Source organism: Comamonas sp. Z3 (genome assembly GCF_008121565.1).
GTDB lineage: Bacteria > Pseudomonadota > Gammaproteobacteria > Burkholderiales > Burkholderiaceae_C > Comamonas > Comamonas brasiliensis.
In genome coordinates this window covers 213,955-234,667 of the sequence record NZ_VOQU01000007.1, presented here as the reverse complement: position 1 = coordinate 234,667, position 20,713 = coordinate 213,955, and the positions used below count along the sequence as shown (strand labels likewise).

At 60.3% G+C, this 20,713-nt stretch carries 16 protein-coding genes and 1 tRNA gene; 8 read left to right on the top strand and 9 right to left on the bottom strand.

Annotation, left to right across the window (positions count from 1 at the left end; translation table 11 throughout):
* Window positions 1–179 precede the first annotated feature (179 nt).
* Window positions 180–2,627: a TonB-dependent receptor gene (locus FSY59_RS20785; protein ID WP_148729578.1), complete on the top strand. Its 2,448-nt coding sequence runs from the start codon at window positions 180–182 to the stop codon at window positions 2,625–2,627.
* Between the two features lie 229 nt (window positions 2,628–2,856).
* Window positions 2,857–3,657 carry a class D beta-lactamase gene (gene blaOXA, locus FSY59_RS20780; RefSeq protein ID WP_148729577.1) on the top strand — a complete coding sequence of 267 codons (801 nt, stop codon included), beginning with the start codon at window positions 2,857–2,859 and terminating at the stop codon, window positions 3,655–3,657.
* A 227-nt stretch (window positions 3,658–3,884) separates the two neighbouring features.
* Here blaOXA and FSY59_RS20775 read toward each other — a convergent pair whose 3' ends face one another.
* Window positions 3,885–4,334, bottom strand: a complete 450-nt coding sequence (locus FSY59_RS20775) for a helix-turn-helix domain-containing protein (RefSeq protein ID WP_148729576.1) — start codon at window positions 4,332–4,334, stop codon at window positions 3,885–3,887.
* Window positions 4,335–4,431: 97 nt separating this feature from the next.
* Between FSY59_RS20775 and FSY59_RS20770 the strand changes: the two genes are divergently transcribed.
* Complete coding sequence (locus FSY59_RS20770) at window positions 4,432–5,649, top strand: MFS transporter (RefSeq protein ID WP_148729575.1); 1,218 nt, start codon at window positions 4,432–4,434, stop codon at window positions 5,647–5,649.
* 209 nt (window positions 5,650–5,858) lie between these two features.
* Here FSY59_RS20770 and tssA read toward each other — a convergent pair whose 3' ends face one another.
* Window positions 5,859–6,929, bottom strand: coding sequence for a type VI secretion system protein TssA (gene tssA, locus FSY59_RS20765; RefSeq protein ID WP_148729574.1), 1,071 nt, complete (start codon window positions 6,927–6,929; stop codon window positions 5,859–5,861).
* Between the two features lie 550 nt (window positions 6,930–7,479).
* Window positions 7,480–7,556: transfer RNA gene (locus tag FSY59_RS20760), tRNA-Val, on the bottom strand.
* Between the two features lie 174 nt (window positions 7,557–7,730).
* Here FSY59_RS20760 and FSY59_RS20755 point away from each other — a divergent pair.
* Window positions 7,731–8,651 (top strand): Dyp-type peroxidase, encoded by a 921-nt coding sequence (locus FSY59_RS20755; protein WP_148729573.1) that lies wholly within the window; start codon window positions 7,731–7,733, stop codon window positions 8,649–8,651.
* A gap of 81 nt (window positions 8,652–8,732) precedes the next feature.
* On the opposite strand, the gene FSY59_RS20750 is transcribed toward FSY59_RS20755, so the two are convergent.
* Both FSY59_RS20750 and FSY59_RS20745 read right to left on the bottom strand, forming a co-directional pair.
* Window positions 8,733–9,164, bottom strand: coding sequence for a biopolymer transporter ExbD (locus tag FSY59_RS20750; protein WP_019042942.1), 432 nt, complete (start codon window positions 9,162–9,164; stop codon window positions 8,733–8,735).
* A gap of 19 nt (window positions 9,165–9,183) precedes the next feature.
* The gene (locus FSY59_RS20745; RefSeq protein WP_019042941.1) at window positions 9,184–9,816 is read right to left on the bottom strand and encodes a MotA/TolQ/ExbB proton channel family protein; all 633 of its coding nucleotides are present in this window, start codon (window positions 9,814–9,816) and stop codon (window positions 9,184–9,186) included.
* Window positions 9,817–10,262: 446 nt separating this feature from the next.
* Between FSY59_RS20745 and xseA the strand changes: the two genes are divergently transcribed.
* Together xseA and FSY59_RS20735 are read left to right on the top strand one after the other, a co-directional pair.
* Window positions 10,263–11,600: an exodeoxyribonuclease VII large subunit gene (gene xseA / locus FSY59_RS20740; protein ID WP_043373549.1), complete on the top strand. Its 1,338-nt coding sequence runs from the start codon at window positions 10,263–10,265 to the stop codon at window positions 11,598–11,600.
* A gap of 325 nt (window positions 11,601–11,925) precedes the next feature.
* Complete coding sequence (locus tag FSY59_RS20735; protein ID WP_043007846.1) at window positions 11,926–12,510, top strand: superoxide dismutase; 585 nt, start codon at window positions 11,926–11,928, stop codon at window positions 12,508–12,510.
* 186 nt (window positions 12,511–12,696) lie between these two features.
* Here the strand turns inward: FSY59_RS20735 and FSY59_RS20730 are convergent, their stop codons facing one another.
* Both FSY59_RS20730 and FSY59_RS20725 read right to left on the bottom strand, forming a co-directional pair.
* Complete coding sequence (locus tag FSY59_RS20730) at window positions 12,697–13,266, bottom strand: SMI1/KNR4 family protein (protein ID WP_148729572.1); 570 nt, start codon at window positions 13,264–13,266, stop codon at window positions 12,697–12,699.
* A 525-nt stretch (window positions 13,267–13,791) separates the two neighbouring features.
* A complete protein-coding gene (locus FSY59_RS20725; protein ID WP_019042458.1) occupies window positions 13,792–14,565 on the bottom strand; it encodes a helix-turn-helix transcriptional regulator in 774 nt (257 codons plus the stop codon).
* Between the two features lie 177 nt (window positions 14,566–14,742).
* On the opposite strand from FSY59_RS20725, the gene FSY59_RS20720 reads away from it, so the two are divergent.
* Both FSY59_RS20720 and FSY59_RS20715 read left to right on the top strand, forming a co-directional pair.
* The gene (locus tag FSY59_RS20720; protein WP_187427950.1) at window positions 14,743–15,978 is read left to right on the top strand and encodes an MFS transporter; all 1,236 of its coding nucleotides are present in this window, start codon (window positions 14,743–14,745) and stop codon (window positions 15,976–15,978) included.
* Between the two features lie 437 nt (window positions 15,979–16,415).
* Entirely contained in the window at window positions 16,416–16,784 is a 369-nt protein-coding gene (locus tag FSY59_RS20715) for a DUF1428 domain-containing protein (RefSeq protein WP_019042460.1), read from the top strand.
* Between the two features lie 198 nt (window positions 16,785–16,982).
* Here FSY59_RS20715 and FSY59_RS20710 read toward each other — a convergent pair whose 3' ends face one another.
* Together FSY59_RS20710 and FSY59_RS20705 are read right to left on the bottom strand one after the other, a co-directional pair.
* A complete protein-coding gene (locus FSY59_RS20710) occupies window positions 16,983–18,500 on the bottom strand; it encodes a PepSY domain-containing protein (RefSeq protein WP_019042461.1) in 1,518 nt (505 codons plus the stop codon).
* A gap of 11 nt (window positions 18,501–18,511) precedes the next feature.
* A complete protein-coding gene (locus FSY59_RS20705) occupies window positions 18,512–20,698 on the bottom strand; it encodes a TonB-dependent siderophore receptor (RefSeq protein ID WP_187427949.1) in 2,187 nt (728 codons plus the stop codon).
* Window positions 20,699–20,713: the final 15 nt, after the last annotated feature.

Sequence of the window (20,713 nt, the reverse complement as noted above, 5' to 3'; positions counted from 1 at the left end):
TGCAGCGATAGCTTTCCAAGCGTCCGAAAAATATTTGCACGGGAGGTGACCCGATACGAACTCTCAGGCTTCTTTATTTCCGAAAGCTTTCATTCATTGCCATCGGATTTCAAAGACTGTCCAACGTCATGCACTTTCAAACTTTCCAGCGGCCGGCGTGCCGCCTTTTCGCTCCATCCATGCTCGCTCATTCCGTGCACTGGGCTTTGTGTGCAGGTGTCATTGCCACATTGCCGCTGGCCGTGACCACCGCTCATGCCCAAACCTCGCAGCAGCACAGCTACGATATTCCCGCCGGACCGTTGGATACGGCTTTGCGCAGCGCAGCCAGTCAAGCAGGTGTGGCACTGATCTTTACGCCGGAACAGACGGCAGGTCGAAGCAGCAGCGGGCTGCGCGGCAGCTACACCGTAGAAGGGGCTTTTGGAGCGCTGCTCAAGGGCACTGACTGGCAAGCCGTGCGCCAGAGCAATGGCGGCTGGGCGTTGCGCCGTGTGCCGCAGATAAGCCAGACCGCTGCCGGATCAACTGCGGGGGAAACAGAGATGGCTGCGGTCACGGTGACTGCAGCTGCAGAGCGCCCGGTTGTGGCAGAGGGTGCATACACCCCCACAGCAACTGTGGCCACGGCCACACGCATGGGTATGACGCTGCGTGAAACGCCGCAATCCGTAAGCGTCGTTACGCGCCAACTGATGGACGATATGGCGTTGACGGCCATGCCCGACGTGCTGGAGAAAACCCCTGGCATCACCGTGGGCCGCAACGACAGCGAGCGCTACACCTTTTATTCGCGTGGCTTCACCATCGAGAACTTCCAGTTCGATGGCGTGCCCAACACCATGGACTCGGCCAACCAGTACACGACCTCGCTGGCCGACAGCGCCATTTACGAGCGTGTGGAGGTTGTCAAAGGCGCCACCGGCCTGTTGACCGGGGCGGGCAACCCATCGGCAGTGGTCAATCTGGTGCGCAAAAAGCCCACCAAGGAGCTTGCAGCCTCGGTGGAGGTGGGCGCAGGTTCATGGAACCGTTACCGCTCCACCGCCGATGTTTCCGGCCCGCTGAATGCGGCAGGGACGGTGCGCGGCCGTGTCGTGGTGGCTGGACAGAATGCCGAGTCCAATGTGGACTACTACAGCCGGGACACCCGCAACTTCTACGCCATCGTCGAGGCAGATCTCACGCCCAACACGCTGCTGAGCCTGGGCTTTGACTACATGCAGTCCAAGGCCGATGGCTCGACCTTCGGTCATTTGCCGTTGTTCTACAGCGATGGCACACGCACCGACTTCAGCCGCTCGGTCAATCCGGCTGCGCGCTGGTCCTACTGGGACAACGACAGTCGCAACCTGTTTGGCAGTCTTAAGCATGATTTTGGTGGCGGCTGGGTGCTGGATGCATCGGCCAGCCATCTCACGCAGTCGCGTGACGTGGTCTACGGTGCGGCCTATAACGGCACCGTGAACAGGGTGACGGGGGCGGGTATCCGCATGATCGCGGGCACCATTCCCACGCAGACCGACGTCAACACCTTCAACGCTGCATTGAACGGCAAGTTTCAGCTGCTGGGCCGCAGCCATGATGTGATGCTGGGTGCGGGCTATTCGCGTCAACACCGGGCAGCCCAGTTGTCGAATACGGTCTGGACGAACATCCCCAATTACTTTGCCTGGGACGGCAACATTGCTCAGCCCACGTTCACGCGCAGCTCGGACCGCGAGATCGTGGTGCTGGAAAAAGGCCTTTCGGCGGCCACCCGCCTGCGGCCCACGGATGACCTGTCGGTGATTCTGGGTGCCCGCGCAAGCTGGTACGACATGCTGGACACCACCACGGTCCTGGCCACGGGAAAGAGCTCTGTGGGCAATGACCTGCAGGTGAACCGCAAGATCACGCCCTATGCAGGCCTGGTCTATGACCTGAACCCGCAGTGGTCCGTGTACGGCAGCGTGACCAATATCTTCAACCCGCAGACCTATTACAAGGATGCAAGCGGCAACCCTTTGTCGCCGCTGACGGGGCTGAGCAAAGAGGTGGGCGTGAAGGGCGAGTTGCTGGATGGCAAGCTCAACACCAGCGTTGCGCTGTTCCACATCAAGCAAAAGAATGCGGCGCAGTACCAGGGCGTGAACGGGGCCAGCGGTGAAGAGATCTACACCGCCATCGATGGCATCACCAGCCAGGGTCTGGAGGCCGAGTTGTCCGGCAGTATCGCGCCGGGCTGGAACCTGTTCGGGGGGTATACCTACCGCACGTCCAAGGCACCGGCACAGCCTGATGTGGTCACGCCAGCGGTGAATACCAATCAGCCCCGCCATCTGCTCAAGCTGGGCAGCACCTACCGCCTGCGCGGTGACTGGTCGCGCTGGACCGTGGGTGGCAATGTCACCTGGCAAACCGAAACCTATTACCAGCAACCCAGCGCCCCATACTGGCGTGCTACCCAGCCCTCATACGCCGTGGTGGGGCTGATGGCACGTTATGAGATGGACAAGCACTGGTCAATGTCGATCAACGTGAACAATCTGTTCGACAAGACCTATATGCCGGGTCTGGGCTCTTACGGTACGGGCGTCTATGGCGATCCGCGCAATGTACTGGTGACAGCGCGCTATCGGTTCTGAGGGCAGGGCGCGTAGCACTCGGCGATGCTAAACGTCGACTGGCTGTTTGGCATCGTCATTGATCTTCGGGGTGTCCGCCGCTGCCATGCAGGGAAGGCCGCAAATGTTCGTGTATGGCCGAAAGCAACCACTGCACAGGAACCGCAGAAGACGTCCATCCTCGCCCTAGCCGGTGCTATCGCCGCTCAGGTCCCCTCGGGTAGGTTCCGTTGACCTTTAAACTGTTCGCATGAATCGACGAAGTTTGGTCTTATCGGCCTTGGCTGCAGGGTTTGCTCAAATAGCAGTGGCGGGTCAGCCATTTCAGGAAATGACGGAATGGTCCCGGTTTTTCACGGAAGCCGATGCTCAAGGCAGCATTGTTGTACTTGATGCGCGAGCTCCAGCCGAAACGACGCTGGTCTACAACGTCTCGCGCGCCCATCGCCGTTACTCGCCGGCCTCTACTTTCAAGATCCCGCACAGCCTGTTCGCGCTTGATGCGGGGCTGCTGCGTGACGAATTTCAGGTCATCCCCTGGGATGGCATGAAGCGTCCCACGCCCGCATGGAACATGGACCAGAACCTGCGCTCGGCGATGAGGAATTCCACCGTCTGGGTGTATGAGCGCTTTGCCAAGGAACTCGGCGATGTGCGCGAGACCGGGTACCTGCGAAAGATAGGGTATGGCAATGCCATCGCCACGGGCGACAAGCCGTTCTGGGTTGAGGGAGACCTTGCCATCTCATCCTTCGAGCAGATTGCTTTCCTGCAGCGGCTGTACCTCAATCAACTGCCTTTCCAGCTCGAACACCAACGACTTGTGAAGGATGTGATGGTCAATGAGGCCGGCCCTGACTGGATACTGCGTGCAAAAACGGGCTGGACCGGCCAAATCGGATGGTGGGTGGGCTGGGTCGAGTGGCCCAGCGGCCCCGTCTTCTTCGCGTTGAACATGGATACTCCGAACAGGCTCGGCGACCTTGCCAAACGCCAGAGCATTGCCCGCAAGGTTCTGCGTTCCATGAACGCGCTGCCGACTGCGCCCTGATTCCGGCTCACGATTCGCAACATGCCGCCAGGCTTGCGTGCAGCAGAGCCTGCGCTGGCTTGCTGCCAGGTCCGCCAGCTCCGCTAGCTCCACGCAGACGCCAACGCGAACATGGAGGACGGGCTTGCAAGCTCCGATCTCCCCATCCTCTGCAGCCGGCCTTCAAACCACGAGGTGGAGCCACTGCGGCGATGAGGGAGCGACGAGAAAGTTCGCCTCCCGGCAAGCTATTTCGATTTCTCAATCACAACCACATCGTTGAACGCCAGGCTTCGTCCGTCAGCACTTTGCACTTGCATGCGGGCAATGGGTTGACCGCTGGCTGCCTCCACAAGCCTCGAATGATGTTCATTGTGGTGAAAAAGGTTGTCCTCACCCCACTGGCGCAGCCCGACGACGATAGGAAACAGGGTCTGCCCTTTCGCCGTGAGCATGTACTGCTGATAAGCCGTACCGTCGGCTGCGGGTTGTGCCTCCAGGATGCCTGCTTCCACCAATGCCTTGAGTCTGCCGGCCAGGATATTGCGCGCCACACCCAGATTTTTCTGGAAGTCGCTAAACCGGCTGATGCCGTCAAAGGCGTCTCGCACGATCAGCAGCGACCAGCGGTCACCAATGACATCAAGTGCCCGCGCCACCGGGCAAGTCGCGGTATCCATGCGTTTGCGTTCTGCCATCAGACCAGCTCCATCAAGTTTTCCGTCTTTTCTGGTTGCATTTTAAAACTTACTTCACTATGCTCAATCTAGTTTTATATTGAAACTAGATTTGGCAATGTCTCAGAATTCTTCCCATGCTGCAGCAGCCATGCCCCGAAAGCTCGTGGCTCTTTTTTCCTGTACCAGCGGTGCAAGTGTCGCCAACGTTTACTTTGCGCAGCCGTTGCTCGACCGATTGGCGGCGGACTTTGGTGTCTCGCTCGGCGCGATTGGTGGTGTGGTTACTGCCACGCAGGCTGGCTCAGTGCTTGCCTTGTTATTCCTGGTGCCTCTGGGGGACCAGCTTGATCGTCGCCGGCTCGCCCGATGGCAGCTGGTAAGCCTCGTTCTTGCTCTTGTCTGGCTGGCGATGGTCCAGAACGCCGTCGGCCTGATGGCGGGCATGCTGTTCGTGGGACTGCTTGGCACTGCGATGACACAGGGGATGATTGCCTACGCGGCAAGCGTTGCAGCGCCTTGGGAGCGAGGACGGGTGGTGGGGGCCGCTCAGGCGGGTGTGGTCGTGGGGCTGTTGCTCGCCAGAGTCTGGTCCGGAGTGATTGCGGATCTGAGCAGTTGGCGCGGCGTGTATGCCGGCTCGGCGGTGCTCATGTGCATGCTGGCCGCGCTGATCTGGCGAAACTTGCCGCCTCAGATAGCGCCTGTTCAGCGTCTTTCGTATTTCGAACTCGTCGGCTCGATGCTCGCACAGTTGCGGACGAACCGGGTGCTTCAGGTTCGAGGCTTGCTGGCGCTGCTGATGTTCGCCGTGTTCAGCATCTTCTGGAGCGCGCTGGCTCTGCCACTGAGTGCTCCACCGTTGTCGCTGCCGCATTCGGCGATTGGCGCTTTTGGGCTGATCGGCGCAGCAGGGGCCTTCATTGCAGGCCGAGCCGGCCGATGGGCCGACCGGGGCTGGAGCCACAGAGTCAGCGCGGCGGCCCTGGTGTTGTTACTGCTTGCGTGGATACCGCTGAGTTTTCTGGACGTATCGCTGTGGTGGCTGGCTGTCGGCATCCTGCTGCTCGACCTGGGCTGCCAGGCACTGCATGTCACCAACCAGGCCATGATTTTTCAAAGTTCGACACAGGCGCATAGCCGGTTGGTCGCTTGCTACATGCTGTTCTACGCGATGGGCAGCGGCGCCGGTGCACTGGCTTCCACCGCGGTCTATGCGCGGGGCGGCTGGATTGGCGTCTGCATATTGGGCGCCTGCGTGAGTATGGTTGCGTTCATGGTCTGGGCAGCGAGCGTGCAACGAAGCGGCGCTCGCACTGTCTGCGTTCAGTCATGAAGATGCTTGCCCATACCTGGGCCGGTTTCACTACCGGCGCAGCGCCGCATGCATCTCCTTGGCAAGCCGCAAGATCCGCTGTGGGCCGACGGCTCAGCCGCAACCGGAACAGGCGGTAGATTCAGCCGGAATATGCAGAGGCACGGCTGTGCTGCTTTTTGGTGGGCCCGGACCGCGTTAGCCATTGTTGTTCACTCGTGCGTGGCTGCTCACGCCAAGCATCTCTTCGAGAGTTGAGCCAGCTCATCATCGTTTTTGATGACATGCTTGAGCCACTCAAGCAGTGGCCATCGGGCCCAGCATGCGGCCCTCTGGGCCATATGGGCGGCAGGGCTGGATGGCTCGGTGTGTTCAAAAGAGGCGGCGACCTGCTCGAGAAGTGCAATGGCATCTGCACGAGTGCGGACAAGCGTGTCGGAGTGCGGCCCGTGTTCCGATCCGGTTGGCGCAGGCATCCGAGCGGCATTCTCGAAAGGTGCGGAATCGGCAGCTGCCTCATCAGCTGTGGGCAGCTGAACGGGTTCATCATTGGCGCCCCAACGCCGAGCCAGATGCTGAAGATCTTCCAACGCCGCCCATATGGCTGCAAAGCTGGGGGCTTCATCGCCCAGTCTGTCATTCAGCGTGTCCTCCAAGGACTTCGACGCTGCACGGAATTGAGCCAGCTGCGCGGCCAGCACTTTCAGACTGCTGTCGGGAACCGAGGATCGCTGTTTCTCCAGCTCTTCAAGAGTTGTCCTGCCCTTCACAATTTCATGCGCTTCGCAAGGATGGCGCCGTACTGCTTGATCCAGCGCCACTGCGGCTTGCCAGGCCAGCATATTGATGCGAATGCTGCCAGACTGCAGCAGAGGTGCATTTCCCAGCTGCTCTACGGAGCGTTTGAGAAACCAGCTGATATTGCCAATACGAGCCCCATATCGCCAATCTTCCGGCTGCGGGTGAAGGCTGTCCCCATAGCGAGCGGCCAAGGCGTCGAGCAAGGCATAGCCTTGCGTCAGACCCGGTAGGCCGTGCTGGCTGGCCACGGCGTCAGTGAGCCATATCGCGAGTCGAAGGTCTTTGGTTTGCTCCTGAAGCAATTGGATACAACGCCGCGTGACAAATGGCAGGTCAGCTTCCTTGCGGGCCGTGATCCATTCGCCTTGATCGAGTGACGGATCTTCCTGTTGGAGCGCACTCTGTATTTCGTCGAACTCCGTGCTCAGCAGCATGTCTGTTCCACGAGGGTCCTCGCTGGTGACGGGCCGCAGAAGATCGTTGAGGTCAAAGAGTGTGATGGACTACATGGGCTGGGGTTGATGTGTGTCAGAGCAAAAAATGAAGCGCATATGCAATGAACTCTGAAAGCATTGAGGAATATCCAGAGTCTGCAAGATTTCACGAGCTCACCAATGCCGCCCGCCAGCGGGCAGGTGACTTACTCGCTGTGCAGTATTTCTGGTAACCGATGTGCTGCCCCGCGGCAGCCGCCAGTCCGGCGATTGACTGTTTTCCAGGAGATCATGCTTCACGAAGCAGGGTTGGTTGGGGCCCGAGGGAAACGACAAAGACAGGCATCAGGAGTCACTGATCTACCGGTGCTTGAGACCTCGATGAAGTCTTCAGTGTCAGATGCTCCCAGTTCCCGTCATTGCGGGTACTGTTTCTTTGGTTCGACCGGCACCGATATAGTCATAGCCGGACTGAAGTTGCAGGGCGGGATGAGCAAGTTCTTGCGTGCCATCCATGCATCGCGTTTTGACGTGCCTGTTGCGAAACGCAAAAACAAAAAAGCCCGCTGTGAAGCGGGCTGTCTTGTTTGCAAGCTCTGGTTTTGCTTGCGATATTTGGTAGGCGCGATTGGACTCGAACCAACGACCCCCACCATGTCAAGGTGGTGCTCTAACCAGCTGAGCTACGCGCCTGTCGTCGATGGGATGAATTCTAGCAGCGGAAAAATGGTGGTTTGGGCAAAGTCGCGACTTTTTTGCGTTCGAGCCCCATTTTTCTCATTCTGCTACCCGCTCAAGGCTTGGCTGGGGACGGCTGATTCGCTACTAAACTTTGATGTGTTTTCCATCCAATGAATCGGCAACCCCATGATAAAAGCACAAGCAGGCATTCTGGCGTCTCTTCCTGAGCAGGGACGCTATGTTTTTTTCACCCTGGCCGGTGCAAGTACGGATTTGCAGGACAGCCTGAGGAAATTGCAGGCAAATGTTGACGGTCAGCAGGTAGTGGTGGGTCTGGGCCTGCAGGTGCTGCAGCAACTGGACAGGAAGCTGCCGCTGATGCGCGAGTTTCCCCCGCTCAAGGGCCCTGAGTTCGCAGTGCCCAGCACACCTTATGCGCTGTGTCTGTGGCTGCGTGGCGACCAGCGCGGTGAACTGATCACTTTGACGGCTAGGCTGGCGACCTTGTTGGCGCCGGCCTTCAAGCTTGATCATGTGGTGGATGCCTTTGTGCACCAGCGCTCGGATAACGGCCACGGCCGAGATCTGACTGGCTATGAAGACGGCACCGAGAACCCCGAGGAGGATGAAGCCGTGGCTGCCGGCATTGCTGCAGAGCAGGGGGCTGGGCTGGATGGCTGCAGCTACTGGGCTTTGCAGCAGTGGGAACACGACTATTCGGCTTTTGAAAGCATGAGCACCACTCAGCAGGACCATGCCGTGGGTCGCCGCCGCAGCGACAACGAGGAGCTGGACGATGCTCCGGAGTCGGCCCATGTCAAGCGCACGGCGCAGGAGAGCTTTGAACCTGAAGCCTTTGTGGTGCGCCGCTCCATGCCCTGGTGGAGCGTCAGTCCGCAGGGCAGCGATCGCAGCGGATTGATGTTCTCTGCCTTTGGTTGCAGCTTTGACGCGTTCGAGGCCCAGATGCGCCGCATGCTGGGCATCGATGACGGTATCAGCGACGGGCTGTTTCGTTTCTCCAGGCCGCTGACGGGCTGCTATTTCTGGTGCCCGCCGCTGTCTGGCGGCAAGCTCGATCTGACGGCGCTGGGCCTGCAGGCCTGAGTCAGGACGCGAGGGTAAAGAAAAATGGGCCAGATGGCCCGTTTTTTTGTATTTCACCCATAAGGGGATGGAGGCGGGGGGCTAGTTGGCCTTGCCTGCGCTGGCCGATGACTGGGTCGCAAACGTGATCTGCGACATTCCGGCGTGGCGGGCTGCCTCCATGACGGTCACGACCGACTGGTGCGGGGAGTTGGCATCGGCGCTGATGATGACCACGCTGTCACGGCCTGCCGTTGCCGCGCCGGAAAGAGCGGCTGCGACGGAGGAGACGCTACGGTCATCCACGCCTTGCTTGTTGACGGAGTAGCGCCCGTCGGCAGAGACGCCGACAATGATTTCCTTGGGCCGGTCGCGTTGCTGATCGGCATCTGCCACGGGCAGGGTCAGTTGCAGCTCGGTGAACTTGCTGTAAGTGGTGGAAAGCATCAAAAAGATCAGCACCACCAGCAGCACGTCGATGAAGGCGATCAGATTGATCTCGGGCTCATCGCGGTGACGAGGACGGAAGTTCATGGTGAATGCGTTCCGCTTCTTACTTGGCAGGCTTGAGGCGGCCCAGATGGCGCACGAACTGCTCGGATGCCAGTTCCATGCCCAGCAGATAGCCATCCACCCGCGCGCGGAAATAGCGCCAGAAGATCAGCGAGGGAATGGCCACCATCAGACCGAATGCCGTGTTGTAGAGCGCGATCGAGATGCCATGAGCGAGCTGGGCGGGGTTGCCAGCGCCGGAGCTGGCACCGGGCTGGGAGCCGAAAATCTCGATCATGCCGATCACCGTGCCCAGCAGGCCCAGCAGCGGCGCCGCCGAGGCGATGGTAGCCAGGGCGCTCAAATACCTTTCCAGCTTGTGGGCGGCGGCGCGTCCTGCGCCTTCCATGGCCGAGCGCAGCTCTTCCTCGCTGCTTTCGGGGTGTGCCTGGCGGGTGCGCAGGCCGGTGGCCAGCACCTCACCCAGTACCGAGCTTTGCGCCAGTTGCTGGGTGGTTTCTGCACTGGGCAGGTTTTTGTTGGAGACCGAAATCGCTTCGTTGAGCAAATTGGCCGGCGCAACCTTGCTGGCTTTCAGCGAGGCAAAGCGCTCAAAAATCAGGGCCAGAGCCAGAATCGAGCAGGCAATCAAAGGCCAGATAGGCCATCCTGCGGCTTGTATGATCGACAGCAACGTTGCTCTCCCTCGTCGTTCTGAAATTGCAGCCGATGATTATCACCCACTGTCGTGCTGTTGCGAGCCGTTTTTGCGGGCCTGATATGTTGACTTGAGTCAGTGCAGCAAGATCGCCAAGCGAGGCTTGAGCGATGGAGCTTGTTCAGGCAGCAGGGCACGCAGAACTTGCGTTTCTTTGCGAATGTTTTCGCGTATAGCACAGAAATCTGTGGATAACTTTGTGATCTAGTCGCCGTGTCGGCAGTCTGTCGGCGTTGCAGTGAAGGCTTGTTACGAGTTTGACAGCTGTGTGAATGGCAATAAATTGTTTTAAATCAATGAGATGGGTTTTGTCCTTAAGGTGATTTTTAGAGTCGTTCCGGATTTGTCGCCGACAAGGCTGGACGCCGACATCTGTGGAGAATCCGGCCCGCGTATGACCTCGCTGACACCGCATGAATTCAATGTTTGAACGATCAAACCCAACAGCCACGCAGCATGTATGGGAAGTTGGCGCGCTATGCCACGCCATCGGTGATGCCTTGCAGGCGCGCTTCAATCCAGTCGCGGTGCGTGGCGAACTCAGTGGCTTTTCGCGCGCCGCCAGCGGGCATTGTTATTTCAATCTCAAGGATGCGAGCGGGCAGATTCGCTGCGCCATGTTCCGCCGTGCGGCCGAGCAGGTCGGTTTCTCGCCACGTGATGGCGAGCTGGTCGAAGTCAGAGGGCGTCTAGGCGTCTACGAGCAGCGCGGTGATTTGCAACTGGTGGTGGATACCATGCAGCGAGCCGGGCAGGGGGCTCTGTTCGAGCAGTTTTTGCGCCTCAAGGCCCAGCTGGAGTCAGAGGGTCTGTTCGACGCTGCGCGCAAGAGGCCGCTGCCCCCCTTGCCGCGCGGCATCGGCTTGGTCACGTCCCTGGGCGCAGCCGCCTTGCACGACGTGGTGACGGCGCTGCGCCGTCGGGTGCCGCATATTCCGGTGGTGATCGTGCCTGCTCTGGTACAAGGCGCACAGGCGCCGCAGTCACTGGTGCAGGCATTGTCAAAACTGTATCGGCTGGCACAAGACGGTCAAGGCTCAAGCGGCAATTTGCCTGCTGACTCCGCACGGCAGCCGGTGATTGACACCATCTTGCTGGTGCGCGGTGGCGGCTCGCTGGAAGACCTCTGGGCCTTCAACGACGAACAGCTGGCGCGCACCATTGTGCAAAGCCCGGTGCCACTGATCAGTGGCGTGGGCCATGAGACTGATTTCACGATTGCCGATTTCTGCGCCGATCTGCGCGCGCCCACGCCCACGGCAGCGGCCGAGCTGGTGACCCAGCCGCGCGAGGTCTGGTTGGGCGCGCTGGGCCTGATGGGGGACCGTCTGGACAACGCCGTGCAGCGGGTGATGGATCGCCAGGCCCAGCGCCTGGATATGGCGGCCCAGCGCCTGGGCCGGCCCAGTGAGCAGCTGACACGCAACCAGTTGCAGCTCAGCCGGCAAGCGCAGCGTCTGCGCCATGCGATGCTACTTAAATTACAGCATCTATCGCAGAACCAGAAAGCGTTTCAGGCTAATTTTCCCAATATTCTCCGACGCAGCCTGGAGCAGCAAAGGCACAAGCTCGATCGTATCGACCTGCGCATGCAGTTGCTGGACCCTCGCCTGGTGCTGCAGCGCGGCTATGCCTTGCTGACGGATGAGCAGGGCAGGCCTGTGACTCAGGTTGGACAGGCCGTGCCGGGAGCGGCGCTGAAGGCCCAGTTGTCGGACGGAGCGGTGGATGTGGTGGTCACTCAGCCGCGTCTGCTTTGAGGCTCGCCAGCCACAGGCGGGCCACAAAACACCTCCACGCTCACCGGGTTCTTCATCAGAACTCTTTTGCAATCGGCGCAGGCAATGCAGCAGGGTCCAGCGTTCATGCGCTGTAAGCCGTTAGCGCATGCTTTTTCCCGCTTGAGCAATAGTCCTGATGAATGGCGCGCAGCCTCTCAGTTCTTTCTACAATGGTTCGGTTAGTGCAATACTTGACGTCTGCAGTACAGCAATGTGCTTGCCGCCCTGGCCGGCACAACGGTCACCGCTCAGGCGCCATGGCACTGGACGGCTCCCAAAAATTTCAACCACGAGGAAAACCATCATGGAACGCACCCTGCCCCCCCTGCCATACGCTATTGATGCACTGGCTCCGTTCGGCTACAGCCAGGAAACGCTGGAATTCCATCACGGCAAGCACCATAACGCCTATGTGGTGAACCTGAACAACCTGCAAAAGGGTACCGAGTTCGAAAACATGGATCTGGAAGAGGTCGTCAAGAAGTCTTCCGGCGGCATTTACAACAACGCTGCCCAGATCTGGAACCACACCTTCTTCTGGAACTGCATGACTCCCAACGGCGGTGCAGAACCTACAGGCGCTCTGGCCGATGCCATCAACAAGAAGTGGGGCTCCTACGCCGAGTTCAAGAAGGCTTTCGTGGCTTCCGCTGCGGGCAACTTCGGTTCCGGCTGGACCTGGCTGGTGAAGAAGGCCGACGGTTCCGTGGACATCGTCAACATGGGCGCTGCGGGCACCCCCCTGACCACCGCCGACAAGGCGCTGCTGACCGTGGACGTGTGGGAACACGCTTACTACATCGACTACCGCAACCTGCGTCCCAAGTTTGTCGAGACCTTCCTGGAAAAGCTGGTGAACTGGAAGTTCGCTGAAGCCAACTTCGCTTGATGCTGCACAGCTGCGGTCGCTGACTGCAGGCCGTCTGCAATGATCAATGGGCCCACGAGATTGCGATCGTGGGCCCATTGTTTTTTGCGTTGGTGCGCAGGGGGCGGCGGTGAGGGTAGCCAGACAGTGCCCGGCCATGCCTCGCCGCCAATGCCCGCCGGCAGCTCCGCTCTGCACTGCCTGGCTTCATTCAAGCTCGTCAAGTGGGCCGTTCAAGAACTCCTCTCTGTCGGAGTCGATGGAATCGGCTGCCGCCTGCAGGTAGGCACCGAAGCTGGGCGCAATCCATTGGATCTGGTCGGGGTCGTGTACGTAGGCGATGATCTGGCCACGCTGGCCTTCAGGACCGGGGTGTTGATCGACCAGCAGCACGATATCTCCGTAAAAGCTGGCAAATGGCTGCCAGCCGGCCTGCCACCAGCGCCCGCTAAGGCGCGGGTCCTGCGACGCAGGACCGGCCAGATCCCACATGCGCTGGGCCCGCTTTTCCATGCCGGCTGCCCGGGCCGTGGCCTGCGCTGGCGTGAGAAGGTCCAGCGCATCCACAAAGCCCGGCCGCTGGAACAAAGGCTGGGTGCGGTCGGAACTGCTGCCCGCCGTCAGACGCCAGAGGGCGGCGAGATCGGGATCCAGCGGCCCGAGCTCTGCCACCAGAGCGGCCAGCTCTTGCTCGCCTGCCGGAGGCATCGGATCGAAGGGCAACTGGAATGCGGCATACACGGCCTGCAAATGCGCAAGATACTGATCAGGTCTCATGGTGATTGGAGCGCCTTCATCGGAGGTGGATGGGTTGGAGCGAGGGGGCCGTTGGGGCTCGGAGATCGGAGGGTGGAAATTCAGGGAGTGACCAATGTTCGCAGGAAACTGCGACCGATCGTGGCTTGGGAGACCTCGCGACGGGAGAGCTTCCAGAGGGTACGCCAGTCAAGGGGACATTTCTGCGCTGAATGGGCCGACGCCACTGATGCCGCATGTTTTTGGCGAGGTCTTGCAGCTAGTTCGGTGGACGCAGTGGCGCATCGATCGGCTTTTCGTGAGCGGGTCACTGTGAAGCGGGACATGGCCGGCTGCTCCCGTTGCTGAAATCAGGAGGGCTGGGCATGCACGCAGGCTCGTAGCCGCGCGCAAGAGCACCCGGCTGGCAATCATTTGGCGGGATGCGAGGAGATTCAGCTTGGGGCAGCTCGTCCCGGACTCAGAGGATGCGCACAGATGGACTATGGCTGGCCACTCGATATTGATCGCGTCCGACGAGCTGTAGCAGCCAGATGAGGCGCAGCGTCATTGGTAGAAACTGGACGGCGGGGTCTTGAAGTGGCGCCTGAACATCGCTGCAAACGCGCTTGGGCTTGAGTAGCCGCAGTCCATGGCCACTTCGATGAGCTTGTCGCCCTCGGCGATCCGGCGCAAGGCGTGGAGCAAGCGCGCCTGTTCACGCCACTGCGCGAAAGTCATACCGGTTTCCTTGGCAAAAAGCCGGTGCAATGTTCGCTCGGCCACGCCTATGGATTGCGCCCAGTCGGCGGCACTGGATGTGTCCGAGGGGCGTTTGGACAAGGCATCGCATATCAAGCGTATCCGCGTGTCGACCGGCATGGGCAGGTGCAGCGGTATGCTGCTGGAGACTCGAAGTTCGCAGACCAGCAAGTCCAACAGCAAGGCTTCGCGGCCTTCGACTTGCGCGGTTGGCGCAATCCTGACGGCTTCGACCAGCAGCTCGCGCAATAACGGCGATACGTTGATGACACAACTTTCGGCTGGCAGATTCGCAATCTTTGTCTCGTCGATGTACGCGGTGCGCATCAGCACATCACCGGACATGGTCACATTGTGTCGCAGCCCCGCGAGCATCCACAGAGCCCGGTTGGGCGGGACCACCCATGAGCCGATGTCCGAGTGCACCACCATCACACCATCGGTGGCGTAGAGCAGCTGCCCCCTCGGGTGTGAGTGCCATCCGGTAGAGCTTCCCGTCGGCCAGGCGTTCTCCATGACGACCAAAGGGCGTGGCAGGTTGTCGAAGTGCTTGTGCTTGTCTGATGGATGGGCGTGCATGGCAGAAACTCTACAGAAGTTGGCAGATCAGCGTGCGACTGCCGTGCAGCTTCTCGGTACGCTTCATGCTGGCAGTGACCTTGATCATCATCAAGGCCTAGATGCCCGAATCCATTTTGTCCATTGGGTCTGTCGAACTCCTCGTTCGCAGGCTTCCATCTGCTCTACAAGCCTTCCATGTCCGCGAAATCTGCAACGCTCGACGCGCCGGCCGTGTCATCTTCTGGATCAGTGGCGGAGCAAAAGCCACACGGCTTTTTGCTGCCCATCGTCGGAGGCGCGGCCTTTGCCCACCTGCTCAACGACCTGATCCAGGCCATGCTGCCGTCGATCTATCCGCTGCTCAAGTCGAATTTCTCGCTCAGCTTCGGGCAGATCGGCATCATCGCCCTTGTTTATCAGGTCACAGCCTCCCTGCTGCAACCCTGGATCGGGATGTACACCGACAAGCATCCCAAGCCCTACCTGCTGCCTTCTGGCATGGTGATGACCTTGATTGGCATTGCACTGATCGCCACGGCAAATTCCTTTCCCATGCTGCTGATTGCCTCGGCCGTCATCGGCGTGGGCTCTGCCACTTTCCACCCCGAAGCATCGCGCATAGCGCGTCTGGCGTCGGGTGGCCGCTTCGGCACGGCGCAGTCCACCTTCCAGGTCGGCGGCAATACCGGAAGTGCCATCGGACCGCTTCTCACGGCCGCCATCGTCATCCCCCTCGGTCAGGGCGGAGTAGCCTGGTTCATGCTCGTGGCGCTGGTCGCCATCTTTGTGCTGTATCGCCTTACGGTGTGGGTGCAGCACCATGGTCAGGCCAAGGCCAAGAGTCTGGCCAGGAGCCATGGAGCCGGCCTCAGCCGGGCTCATGTGATCCAAGCCGTGATCGTCATCTGTATTCTGATGTTTGCGAAATTTGTCTACATCGCATCGTTCACGAATTACTTCACCTTCTACTTGATCGAGCGCTTCGACCTCAGCGTGCAGCAAAGCCAGATGTTTCTTTTCCTGTTCCTCGCTGCCGTCGCTGCTGGAACGTTCGTGGGCGGCCCGGTGGGTGATCGCATAGGGCGTAAGGCCGTCATCTGGATTTCCTTTCTCGGCGTTGCTCCGTTCGCTCTCGCGCTTCCCTACGCAAACCTGTTCTGGACGGCGGTATTGGCCATCACCGTGGGTCTGGTGATGTCATCGGCCTTCGCAGCACTCGTTGTCTACGCACAGGAGGCTGTTCCCGGCCGCGTGGGACTGGTATCTGGCCTGATGTTTGGTCTGATGTTCGGCATTGGTGGCATCGGCGCCGCCGGCCTTGGCGAACTGGCAGATATAAAGGGCATCGTCTGGGTTTACGGCGTCACATCGTTCCTGCCTTTGCTGGGGCTGGCCACCGCCTTTCTCCCCAGCACGCACCACAAGGCGTGATCTTCAGGCCTGCGACGATCACTTCCGGGCCATGCCCTGCAAAGGCGCGTGGCTTCCAGATGCCCGCAATTCAAGTCCGCCGATGGCCTCCTGCTTCGCGCAGGCAGAGTCAAGGTCTGCTGGGGGCGATCCGGCCAGAAGCCGTCGGTCACAAACGTCAGCCTTTGTGCACAGGAGCAGCAGTACCATCGAACCCCTAGTCATCACCACCTTCCCGGCGATCCTGCCAATCAGGTCCAGGGCCAGCGTGCTTGGGCCTTGGTCTGGTTGCTGTTCGCCAAAGACAATGTTGAATGCTCAGGCTCGGCTCCTATTGCCCGAGCCTGAGCTGCGAGCCCAAAGGGTCCATGTTGAAAGCAATGCAGCGGTGGACCCGGCGGGCATTCTGTAGCGGTGTTGTTCAAGCACCGACGGGCCAACTTGGCAGGAGTGAAAACATGTCATATATCGATGGTTTCGTGATCGCAGTCCCCACCGCCAACAAGGAAAAATTCATCGAGCACGCACGCAAGCTCGATCCGATATTCCTCGAACTGGGTGCAATCCGCGTGATCGAGGGATGGGGCGATGATGTCCCCGAGGGCAAGGTCACGGATTTCCGGCGCTCGGTCCTGGCCACCTCCGAAGAAACGGTTGCTTTCTCCTGGGTTGAATGGCCGGACAAGGCCACGCGCGACGCCGCAATGAAGAAGATGATGGAAGACCCGCGCATGGACCCGTCAGCTCCCGGCAACCCGCCCATGCCCTTCGACGGCAAGCGCATGATCTTCGGTGGCTTTGAGCAGGTCGTCGAAGTGAAGGCATGAACCCTGCGCTGTGCTACTGATTGCGGCTTGCTGATTGGCTCGCCAACGGTCTCACTTCACATGTGACTGCGGCATCGGCTTGCGCCAATCCCTGGTGCAAGTGCAGCCGGGAATGTGCAACGCCCGACCCGGAACAAGGTCGGGTGTCTTTTCATGGCGATAGCACGCGAGGCTGGGCCGTAGCCCTTGCGGCCCAGGTCAGCTGCGGAGCTTGTGGCTGATGAATAGCTTGAGCCGTCTGTAGCCCAGCACGATGCCTGTGAATGCCAGCGCAAACGCACCCAGGCTGAGCAGGACCAGCATGACATCTCGCGGCCAAGCGCTGCGCAGCATCCACGGCAAGTCCCAGCTGTGCAGGAAATTGAACAACCATCTGCCTGTACGCTGGCTACGGTCCAGGCTCAGCACCACATCACCGGAGTACGGGCTGATGTAGACGATGGTGTTGCCCGGATCCTCGAACTGGACCCTGAGTACGGGTAGCTCGCGCGCCGCTGCAGCATACATGGAAGCCTCGCCCCGACGGTAGTAGTAGGCGTCGAATTCGTGCAACCAGGCGGTGGAGCGTATGGCAAAGGGCAGCAACCTCTGCGCTGCCTGCTCCAGCAGAGACTGCTCAAATGCACGCTCCACCTTGGGCGCAACAGCATCTGCGGGCAGCACGCGGGTGTCGCCCGCTCCGTCAAAGGCCAGCAGATAGGGCTGCCCGTTCAGCCATTTCCATTCGACCTCGCGCGTGTCAAAGCCCTGGGCATCGAGCAGGGCCAGTGCCTGGTGCGTGGTGAGTCCAGCGCTCGTGGCGCCCGGGCCTGCATGCTGGTAGGCGCCCAGGTTGGGACGGGCTCCCTGCGGGCTGAAGAGTCCCAGTGGATTCATGGACATCAGGCCGCTGAAAATCCAGCAGGTCATCACTGCCCCGAATACGAGGCCCGTGATGTGGTGCCAGCGCATCTGGAACTCCCGGTAAGGAGTCTTGGCGCCAGATTTGTAGCGGCCATGGAAGCGCCATCGCCAGATGCCCACGAAGGTGCCAGTGATGGCACACAAGGTGCCCCAAGCGGAAAGGCCGATGACCAACCAGCTCCATAGGGGATCCCTGGAGCCATCGCGGAACATGTATACCCAGTGGAGCCAAGCCCCCACGTAGTTCCAGTAGCGTTGATGACGCGGCACATCCATGACCACCTCACCGGTGCTTGACGAGATGTACAGCAGGCTTGATGCGGAATCATCCATCCGGACCTTGATGAGAGGCCTATGGGGATTCAGCAGGGCCGAGTGCGTCCAGCGATCGTCCTGGGTTCGACCTTGTAGAACGCCATTCGCTCCAGACGTGAATGCTCGGGCGCTATGCAGTGCGGTTGCGTCATCGGGTGGCGGAGCAACAGCTCCCGTCCCGGCATCAACGACTCGCAGCGTGCCGTCAGCCTCCTTGAGCCGGTAGCTGGGACGGCCTGCAATCGTGGTGAGGGTGATCTGCTGCACCTTGTCCGGCGATGGGCTGTGGTTCAGCGCTGCCTCAACCGGCAGGCAGCACTGACCAGTGCTCAGAGAGGGCAGTGCGCGCAGGTGCTCGGACGGCAGCAGCTTGGGGTAGCCGACAAAGAGCATGACCACTCCGCTGAAGACCCAGAGGGCCATCAGCACACAGGCAGCCACTGCTGTCCATCGATGCACCAGGAACACCAAGCGTTTGGCATGGGCGGAAGTCCACATCAGCAGCCCGATCAGAAACGATGGTTCAAGGTCAGCTCGACACGTCGTCCTTCCCCGACAAACCACTGGGTATTGGTGTAGTAGGAAGTCGTGAAATAGTGCTTGTCGAAGAGGTTGAACCCGCGCAGTGTGAGCGTGGTGGCCTTGGCTGCCTTCCATTGCAGCGCCAGGTCAGCGGTGGTGTATGCCGGCAGCTTCAAGGTGTTTGCGTTATCTGCATAGCGCTTGCCCACATGGCGCAGACCGCCGGACAGTGTCCAGTCAGGCACGAGCTTCCAGCTGACCCAGACATTGGCAACGCGTTCCGGTACGTCCGTCGGCACATTGCCGTTACGCGAGACCGTAACGCCGCCTGCCGACTCGCTGAATTCGTCATAGCGAGCCTTGAGCAAGGCGATGTTGGCATCGATCTGCACCGTCTTGCCAAGCGGCATCGATAGCGTGCCTTCAATCCCCCTGGACGAACGCTCGCCGACCTGCACGCGCAAGGCAGGGTTGGCAGGATCTCGTGTCAGCAGATTGTTCTTGGTGATGGAATATGCGGCAAGCGTCCAGTCTCCCTTGCCCTCCCAGAACGATTGCTTGACGCCGATCTCGAACTGTCTGCCGGTCGATACATCGAAGGTGGAATTGGCCGCCGACAGTAGAAGCAGGCCGCTGACGGGATCTGCCGCCCTGGAAGCTTGCGCATAGAGTGACAGATCCGGGTTCAGCTTGTAGACGGTGCCAAGGCGCCATCCGGTATTGGAATAGCTTCGCTTGAAGGCTTGATTGCCGGCGACCAGATCCTGGCGCGAGAGGTCCGTGTGGTCGAAGCGCGCACCCGCCACGACAGACCAGCGATCGGTCAGTTCCAGCCTGTCTTCCGCGAACAGCGCATACTGCTCCGCCTTGTTCTCATAGCGGGGAATGAAAGGGACAGAGCTGTTGTAGTTGCCGGGGACCGGGTTGTAGGGATCCACGGAGCCCGAGCTGCCTGTGTAGGTGTTGTTGGTGTGCTGAAACGATGCCCTATTGACGTCGAACCCTAGGGAGACCTGATTGGCGCGCCCGAACAGACTGCCGCTGAAGCTCACATCCGTCGTGTTGCCTGTCTGGGTCTGGTCGTGACCGATTTCCGTATTGTCCGAGCGGTCGATCAGCCCTGTGGCCATGTTGTATCGATAGGCTTCCGCAGTGCGCCAATAGCGATCACTGCCGATGTGGTAGAGCTTGCTGCGCACCACCACCTTGCTGCTGGGGGCCCATTGGGCGAGCAGCTCGGTCCAGCGGTCCTTGTACTGAATGCGGCTGTCCGCGACGTTGTAGTTGCGCTCACGGATGGCTGGATCCTGGACCCCATTGATCAGCGGTGTGCCGAAGTAGCGCATGGGCTTTTGCCGGCCCTGCGCATGCGACAGCTGCAGGTTGAGATCAGGTGTCACATCCCAGCGCAATGCGCCAGAGACTGTGCGGTTGCTGGAGTCCCCGCGATCCACCCAGCCCTCTGATTGATCACCGCTGACATCCAGGCGGTAGGACCACTGGTCGTTGATTGCGCCGCCGCTGCCAAAGGCCAGCGCACGCCTGCCATTGGTTCCTGCGGTGGCCTGGATTTCGTTCTGAACAGGCCCGCGTGCCGGCTTTTTGGGGATCACGTTGACCACGCCGCCAATGGCGCCGTCACCATGGATCACGGATGCCGGTCCACGCAGAACCTCAATACGCTCGATGGACCAGGTGTCGAAGGGAAAGCTCACTCCGACGCCGCCGTACTGACGCGTGCCGTCGTATAGACGCATGACCGAGGTGGTGTCCGTGAAACCTCTGGCCGAAAGAGAACTGCCGCTATTGCCCGGATGTCCGAGGCTGGTGATGCCGGTAGATCGCGTGATGGCGTCGACGAGAGCCGTGTCGCCGCGAGCCTCCAGTTGCTCGCGCGTGGTGACCTCGACACTGGCCGGTGTATCGCGTGCACTGAGGTCAAGCCGGCTGCCGGTGCTTACCGCACGCTCCAAAGAGGTATTGCCCGAAGAGTGAACGGTGACCGTGTCCAGGGTGACATCGGGCTGCGCCCAACCCGCTGAAGAGGCCGCGAGAAGAGGCGCGGCTAGCGATAGCTGGGCAACCGTCAGCGCCACATGCTGGCGTTGGAGCGGTAGGGACGAAAAAGAGCGAGCGCTGCCATCAGGCATCGCACCAGAAGAGTAAGAGGTCATGGAAAAACTGCGTGC

What these genes read in the sequence shown, in the direction of transcription:
- FSY59_RS20750 (WP_019042942.1), bottom strand. Translation starts at nt 9,164, where the DNA reads ATGAACTTCCGTCCTCGTCACCGCGATGAGCCCGAGATCAATCTGATC.
- FSY59_RS20725 (WP_019042458.1), bottom strand. Translation starts at nt 14,565, where the DNA reads ATGCACGCCCATCCATCAGACAAGCACAAGCACTTCGACAACCTGCCA.
- FSY59_RS20775 (WP_148729576.1), bottom strand. Translation starts at nt 4,334, where the DNA reads ATGGCAGAACGCAAACGCATGGATACCGCGACTTGCCCGGTGGCGCGG.
- xseA (WP_043373549.1), top strand. Translation starts at nt 10,263, where the DNA reads ATGTTTGAACGATCAAACCCAACAGCCACGCAGCATGTATGGGAAGTT.
- FSY59_RS20710 (WP_019042461.1), bottom strand. Translation starts at nt 18,500, where the DNA reads ATGTGGACTTCCGCCCATGCCAAACGCTTGGTGTTCCTGGTGCATCGA.
- FSY59_RS20715 (WP_019042460.1), top strand. Translation starts at nt 16,416, where the DNA reads ATGTCATATATCGATGGTTTCGTGATCGCAGTCCCCACCGCCAACAAG.
- blaOXA (WP_148729577.1), top strand. Translation starts at nt 2,857, where the DNA reads ATGAATCGACGAAGTTTGGTCTTATCGGCCTTGGCTGCAGGGTTTGCT.
- FSY59_RS20785 (WP_148729578.1), top strand. Translation starts at nt 180, where the DNA reads ATGCTCGCTCATTCCGTGCACTGGGCTTTGTGTGCAGGTGTCATTGCC.
- FSY59_RS20730 (WP_148729572.1), bottom strand. Translation starts at nt 13,266, where the DNA reads ATGAGACCTGATCAGTATCTTGCGCATTTGCAGGCCGTGTATGCCGCA.
- FSY59_RS20755 (WP_148729573.1), top strand. Translation starts at nt 7,731, where the DNA reads ATGATAAAAGCACAAGCAGGCATTCTGGCGTCTCTTCCTGAGCAGGGA.
- FSY59_RS20770 (WP_148729575.1), top strand. Translation starts at nt 4,432, where the DNA reads ATGTCTCAGAATTCTTCCCATGCTGCAGCAGCCATGCCCCGAAAGCTC.
- FSY59_RS20705 (WP_187427949.1), bottom strand. Translation starts at nt 20,698, where the DNA reads ATGACCTCTTACTCTTCTGGTGCGATGCCTGATGGCAGCGCTCGCTCT.
- FSY59_RS20735 (WP_043007846.1), top strand. Translation starts at nt 11,926, where the DNA reads ATGGAACGCACCCTGCCCCCCCTGCCATACGCTATTGATGCACTGGCT.
- FSY59_RS20720 (WP_187427950.1), top strand. Translation starts at nt 14,743, where the DNA reads ATGTCCGCGAAATCTGCAACGCTCGACGCGCCGGCCGTGTCATCTTCT.